The 6,533-nt window shown below is 38.5% G+C and carries 7 protein-coding genes; 6 read left to right on the top strand and 1 reads right to left on the bottom strand.

The genetic code is table 11. The annotated features are described in order from the left end of the window. Positions 1 to 75: 75 nt before the first annotated feature. The 6 genes from L6N96_03730 to L6N96_03705 all read left to right on the top strand — a co-directional run bounded on the left by L6N96_03730 (position 76) and on the right by L6N96_03705 (position 4,648). Positions 76 to 657, top strand: coding sequence for a phosphoglycolate phosphatase (locus tag L6N96_03730; protein MCP8323269.1), 582 nt, complete (start codon positions 76 to 78; stop codon positions 655 to 657). Between the two features lie 126 nt (positions 658 to 783). Next, positions 784 to 2,688 carry an arginine--tRNA ligase gene (locus L6N96_03725; GenBank protein MCP8323268.1) on the top strand — a complete coding sequence of 635 codons (1,905 nt, stop codon included), beginning with the start codon at positions 784 to 786 and terminating at the stop codon, positions 2,686 to 2,688. A 111-nt stretch (positions 2,689 to 2,799) separates the two neighbouring features. Continuing rightward, a complete protein-coding gene (locus L6N96_03720; GenBank protein MCP8323267.1) occupies positions 2,800 to 3,009 on the top strand; it encodes a hypothetical protein in 210 nt (69 codons plus the stop codon). A gap of 57 nt (positions 3,010 to 3,066) precedes the next feature. After that, entirely contained in the window at positions 3,067 to 3,264 is a 198-nt protein-coding gene (locus L6N96_03715) for a hypothetical protein (protein MCP8323266.1), read from the top strand. Positions 3,265 to 3,651: 387 nt separating this feature from the next. Continuing rightward, positions 3,652 to 3,948: a hypothetical protein gene (locus L6N96_03710; protein MCP8323265.1), complete on the top strand. Its 297-nt coding sequence runs from the start codon at positions 3,652 to 3,654 to the stop codon at positions 3,946 to 3,948. 322 nt (positions 3,949 to 4,270) lie between these two features. Next, positions 4,271 to 4,648, top strand: a complete 378-nt coding sequence (locus tag L6N96_03705; GenBank protein MCP8323264.1) for a hypothetical protein — start codon at positions 4,271 to 4,273, stop codon at positions 4,646 to 4,648. A gap of 180 nt (positions 4,649 to 4,828) precedes the next feature. On the opposite strand, the gene L6N96_03700 is transcribed toward L6N96_03705, so the two are convergent. After that, the gene (locus L6N96_03700; protein ID MCP8323263.1) at positions 4,829 to 6,151 is read right to left on the bottom strand and encodes a hypothetical protein; all 1,323 of its coding nucleotides are present in this window, start codon (positions 6,149 to 6,151) and stop codon (positions 4,829 to 4,831) included. Positions 6,152 to 6,533: the final 382 nt, after the last annotated feature.

Genomic DNA, 6,533 nt, shown 5'->3' with positions numbered 1-6,533 from the left:
CTAGGCTACGGACCCATTTTATTACATCTCACACATATATATAACAACTAAATTTTATCCATATGGGTGCTTTTGATGGATTTGAAGGGCTTTGCTATCGATATCGATGGTACCATAACTGAAGATGGGGGGGCTATCAACCTCGATGCTGCCTATACTCTACGCTGGCTTAATAAGATGGGCTATAAAGTGATATTCGTAAGTGGCAGAAGTGCATGGGAAGTTCTGACTTTATCTATCTACATGGGCACCACAAGAGTAGCAGTAGGAGAAAACGGGGGGGTTGTTGCAACTTCCCCTATAGATTTATTCTTACTGGCAGACATATCTTATAGCTTGATGGCTTATGACTATCTCTCTAAAAGGATCGAAAATGTAAAGAAGAAAAAGGTCTTTCCCCGACTCACTGAAGTCGTCTTAGAGAGGAATTTCAACCTGAATGAAGGAAGAAAGATTCTTGATGAGAGTGATTTGCCAATCTCAATTCATGACAGCAAGTATGGTTACCATCTAACACATAGGTCAGTAAGTAAGGCAAGTGGCCTGAAAATTGCAGCGAAGAATCTAGGGTTGGACTTGAGCCAGATCATTGCTATTGGCGATAGTGATATAGACATCCCTATGTTCGAAGTATGTGGTTACAGCGTGGCAATTTGAAATGCACCAGAGTACGTGAAGAAAAAGGCCGACTTCTCTGTGAATGTCGGCATGGGCGAAGGCTTTTTAGAGGCTATCCAGCATATTACCGACAAATTCATGAAAATTCATTGATGAGGAGACGCCTTGAGCTTCAGAGAGTTTAGGGAAGATGTTAAAAGAAGCATTGAACTAGCGATTAGAGACGCATGTCTGCCTTTAATAGATTTCGAGCCTTCAGAACCTCCAAGACCTGAGTTTGGGGAGTTGTCAGTGAATGTTGCATTCACAATAGCCAACAAGCTCGGTCTCAATCTGTTTGAAGTGGCGAAGACCATAGGCAATAAGTTGAAGATCCCGAAGGAGTCACTGATATCAAGTTTTGAAGTCTGTAGACCTGGCTACATAAACTTTAGGGTCAGATACCCGGATCTAACCTACAGATCAATCTCTGAAGCTATCTCAAAAGAAGACTACGGCTCGTTGGACATCGGTAGAGGGCAGAGGGTCTGTATTGAGCATACAAGCGTGAACCCGAACAAGGCATTGCATGTGGGGCATGTAAGAAACTTAATCCTTGGCGACTCTATCTATAAGATACTGAAGTTCACCAAGCATGATGTGCAGGTACTGAATTACATCGATGACTCAGGGTTGCAGATAGCCGACATAGTTGTGGGCTTTAAGTATGTAGGCTTTCCCCTCGAGCCTCCAAAGGGGAAGAAGTTCGACCATTACTGTGGAGATGAAGTTTACGTAAAAGTTAACGAATTATACAAAATCCAGCCTGAACTCATTATGAGACAGAAGGATGTATTAAGAGAGATAGATGAAGGTAGATCGGATATAGCCAAATTCGCTCAAGAGATAACAAGAAAAGTTGTAAGGGAGCAACTTGAGACATGCTGGAGGGTAGGCGCATACTATGATTGCCTTAACTTTGAATCTCATATAATTGAGACGGGGCTCTGGGAGAGGTTGTTCAACCAGATGAAAGATAGGGGAATTATTCAGATCGAAACCGAAGGTAAGCTTGCTGGGTGTTGGGTCATCAAGATGAAGGGGGAGGAAGATGAGAAGGTGATCAAGAGAAGCGATGGGACTTTAACCTACATCGCTAAAGACATACCTTACGCTTCATGGAAGATCGGGCTGGTTGAAGACCCCTTTCAATATAACATATTCATAAAACAACCCAATGGTAGTGACTTGTGGTCGACAGTTTCGGGAAAAGGAAAGGATTTGCACCCAGATTTTGGGATTGCCGACTTGGCGATAACAGTAATAGACGTGAGGCAGAGCAGACTTCAGAAGATAATCTCACACATCCTTTCTCTTTTAATTGGGGAGAAGATCAAAAAGAAGTACGTTCATCTTGGGTACGAGGTCGTTTCATTGAGCAGAAGGACTGCCGATGAACTTGGCATAATGATAGAAGAAAGTGACTTCATCCATATGTCTGGTCGGAAGGGTATCTACATCAACGCAGATGATGTGCTTGATGCCCTCCATAAAAAAGCCTATGAAGAGACGAAGAAAAGGAACCCGGAAGAAAGTGAGGATTGGCTTCACAATACTGCTGAGAAGGTGGCTTTATCTGCCCTTCGTTTTGATCTGATAAAACAAGATCTGGACAAGATAATAGTCTTCGATCTGCGTGAATCCCTCAATCTAGAAGGTGAGACGGGGCCATACATTCAATACGCTCATGCAAGGGCATCGAGCATAATCAAAAAGGCTGGTATAGAACCTGAAATTACGGTAGATAATGCTTCTACATTAGACCATCCCACAGAGTTGAATCTTATAAGGTTGATCTCAAAGTTCGATCTTTACGTTGAGGAGGCTACAAAGAACCTCTCCCCAAAGACTCTGGCCAGATATGCCTTTAACCTTGCTACAAGTTTCAACACCTTCTATGAGAAGAACCCCGTACTACAAGAGAAGGATAAGGAGAAGAGGATGGCAAGGATAACCCTTGTTCAAGCCTTTAAGAATGTTGTAAGGATTGCCCTCGATCTATTGGGGATGGAAACCCCCGAAAGGATATAACAGTTTATATTTTTGATCATAGGGAGAAGGCTGAAAGGAAAGAAGCTTAGAACCCACTTGCTCTGGGACTCCAGGCTGACGGAATACGCCAACGTCCTCAACGATCAGCAGTTGAAGCGCTTCGCGGGTTGGCGCCCCAACTCGAGCATAGCTAACTGGTATATCTTCCTATCAGGCAGGGATATAAATTCTAAATTATTGTCTGCCTTCAGGCTGGATAAAGGTTGTGCATACAGCGATTTGGATATGCATGATATCGCCTTCAGCTTCACCCCCCGTTTCGCCACCAACCTAAAGAAATTCTCATTCCAGAACTATTGAGAGGCATAAGGGTAATGTAAATTAGATTTCAGTACTCGATTAAAGTGATTTACAGTTATGGTCAATATGAACTTTACAAACTTCACAAAAAATTTATTGGCGGTAGCAACTCAGAGAGATGTTTGGGAAAAACAACAGTATAAGGTGAAGTTAAGAGTCTTTAGGATTATGAAGAGTTGGACTCTTAAATGTAAAGAGAAGGGAATCTCATGGACTGATAGTGCAGCAAAACATCTTCAGGAAAAGGCCAATTAGGGCAACGATGTGATTTTTTTCTGTAGGCGATCTTTATTCTGTCAGCTGCGATGTAGAAGAAAATCATTCCTAGAATTCTGTAATCTTTACTTTCCTTCTTAACTTCCTTCAATTTTCATTACTCCTATTTCTGACAAGTCTTTTATTTGACTATTGAGTTTAGTCACATATGATAGATATAGGATGTTGGGAGCCTTTATGGGTAAAATTGGAAATGTGGACGCTGAAATGTTAAGAAAGATCTTCATTGCCTATCTAATCGAGAAGACTTATCTTAAAGAGAGCATGGAAGAATTGAGGGGATGATGAGTTATTACAGAAGTAGTACATGAACCATGGAAGAAGGTCGTAATCCATGAATATCTAGCTTACGATAAACTTGAGGATTTGGCTAAGCTACAAGCTCTGGGAGTAGCGCCAGGTGGGTTGGGAAAAGCTCTAAGGTGGGTTGATGGAATTGCCATGCAATTCAGCGCTATGCCTAAGAATGAAACTATAACAAAGGAACTTCTTAATGGGGTTCTCCACTGGGACTTTGTTTCTTTTGCAGAAATGCCAGAATATTGTAGTGGTATAAGGATAGAAAAGGTAAACGTCACGGTTCCTATAATTGACGTTAGCCACCATGAAATCTTTAAATTAATTGCTTCATTTCTTAAGAAAAGACTTCCAAACATTACATAACAAAAATAACTCGATTGGAACATAGAGATAGGGGCGGGAGCTGATAATACTAAGTAAAAATAACTCGTTTGAATAGATAGTCGAGATAATAATAAAGCCCATGTATTTGCTAATTATTGTACGGATAGCTACTTTGAAGCGGGTTGATTAGGCCCCTACACCCTATTTTTTATTAATTCAGTTTAATCTTTTCTTAATTTCCTATGTTTTCTTAAGGCAATTCTTTAACTATTTTTATCATTTCCTCAGCTGACATAGCTTTTTATGTTTCAGTGAAAAACCTAAATAAATTAAAATTTAGATTGATTTAGGAGGTGAGCTTATGCGAGGATCAAAAGCAGATGTACCTAAAACACTTGAATCTAGTGAAGTAGTTATTCAGGAAGCAACCTGGGGAGACATGCATGTTGGATTTGAGACATTTAAGAAACGATTTGATGTTACACCATTAATGAGAGGTTTACCTAATGATAGATGCCAATGTCCACACTGGGGATATGTCATAAAAGGTCTGATGAGAGTCAGGTATGCAGATCGTGAGGAAACCGTAAAAGCAGGGGATGCATATTATATAGCTCCCGGTCATTCAGCAACTTTCGAAGCAGGGACAGAATTGATTGAATTCAGCCCTAAAGAAAAGTATCAAAAAACCATGGAAGTTGTGGAACGGAATCTTGCCGCAATGCAACAGAAGAAATAAAAAGCTGCAACCATCAAATCAGCGTAACATACTATGCGTAGTGAGTAGCCTTAAGCAAAAAAATATCAATTCCAAAAAGCTTGTGAATAGGCGTCCATATCGGTCTGGGAGCATCATTACGATCATAAGCAAGTAAGAGTGAAGTTGTAAATGTTTGTTATACGTCACTTTTGACTTGAACTAATTCTGATCCAATATAAGATTAACTTTTCGATTCGTTATATGTTCTATCTTGTTTTCTAGCAGAACCATCTTGTCCAAAATTCTTTTTTCTAGAACTTTTTTCTTTTCGTCTGATTTTTGTATTTCATCCTCCAATTCTGTAATGCTACGTTTTATTTCGTCAAGCTTATTTTCTAAAATTTCTTTCTCATCAAATTTTATATTATTAATCGTCTTACTGAGTAACTCTACCTTAGTGACTAAATCATTATGCTTTTTAATCAATTCTTTTAAAGTATCGGTTTCGAGTATCTCCGTAATCGAAGCCATTGTTTTCTCTCTTTTTTTATCTTTTAGTTCGATCTCTCTTGATAGAATAAATTTTTTAACATTGTTTAAAACGGATTTCAGCGTCTCGAGCCCACCATTTGCAATTAAAGCTTCTACAGGGGAATTGATATAGACATCCAATTCTTTTTCACTTACAAGTTTTTCTTTTTCTGTACTCAACAAATTTTTAAATTTCTTTAATGATTTTCTTAAGGGAGAAAAGGTCTGAAGTATCTTACTCCTCGCTTCTTTGATTTCTTTTCGAATATCTTCTTTCTCTTGTACAAGCTTGCTAAAATAAGTCCATTTTTCACTTTCAACCAGTTTCTCCAGACTCTTTCTGACTTCACTCTTCTCTTTACCCAATCTTTCCAAATTAAATCTTTGACCTTTCAAGTCTTTCTTATTTCTCTCTAAAGAAGAAAATTCTTCTTTCAAGTCTTTTATGTCTTCTTTGGTTTCATCGATGTCTTTGATCAGTTCTCTTTTTTCTTTTATCGGATCTACAAGTTCAGCAACTAACTTGTTCAATATCTTTAAATCTTTTAATAATGATGAGGCTTCTGAACCAAAAAGTATCTTTGTACGCTGATAATTTTTTACAGACTTCATATTAACGTCTTCCAACATCTTCATGAATGAATCATGGAACTCTAAAATGGTCTTACAATTTATTGGGGCGGGAATTTTGATGCCATCGATAAAGCTTCGCATCTTCTTTACCAAACTGATTCGATTTCCAAGAACAATTTGTCGTAATCTCGTGTCTACTTTTTCTTCTTCTATTTCAGCCTCTTCCAAAGATTCTATGTCATCTCTAAATTGTTCGATTGATATTTGAATATTACCGAGTACTTTTTTGCTGTTTGCGGCCAGTTCTTCGAAATGAATTTTTGTTTTATCATCAAACCATGAATCAAGTTCGTTTAATGGGACATCTGATGGTTTGGTTATCTCTTTTTCTCCTTTCTTAAAGATGAAATCAAATAAACCCAATCTCTTTATCTCCAAAGAGAATTTTTACATTACCTTTAGATAAAAATACTTCTGTTGTTCAATTGAACAAGATAGAGTGGAAACATCAAGGGAGCAAAAACCTAGAATAATTCCCAAAAAAAATAGGGTACCGATCGTTGAAATTCTTTTTGAGGTTATTTCTATTAGCTTGCCATCGTTTTTTATGTCTTAAGCTTTATTATTTGATAAAGATTAAAGAGAAATAATTGCGTAGTCGGTATACGTTTATGAAGAAAATAGTATCTTAGCCTGCCTCAGTTTCCAACTTTGTCAAGTCTTTCGAATCCAGCCTCCAACCCACGGCTCCGGCATTCTCCATGACCCTTTTGAGCTTGGAAGCCCTAGGTATGGGAAAGACTACCTCGCTTTTATTTAA

This window comes from Candidatus Methylarchaceae archaeon HK02M2 (assembly GCA_024256165.1).
Taxonomy (GTDB): domain Archaea; phylum Thermoproteota; class Nitrososphaeria; order Nitrososphaerales; family JACAEJ01; genus HK02M2.
This window is presented reverse-complemented; position numbering and strand designations above follow the sequence as displayed.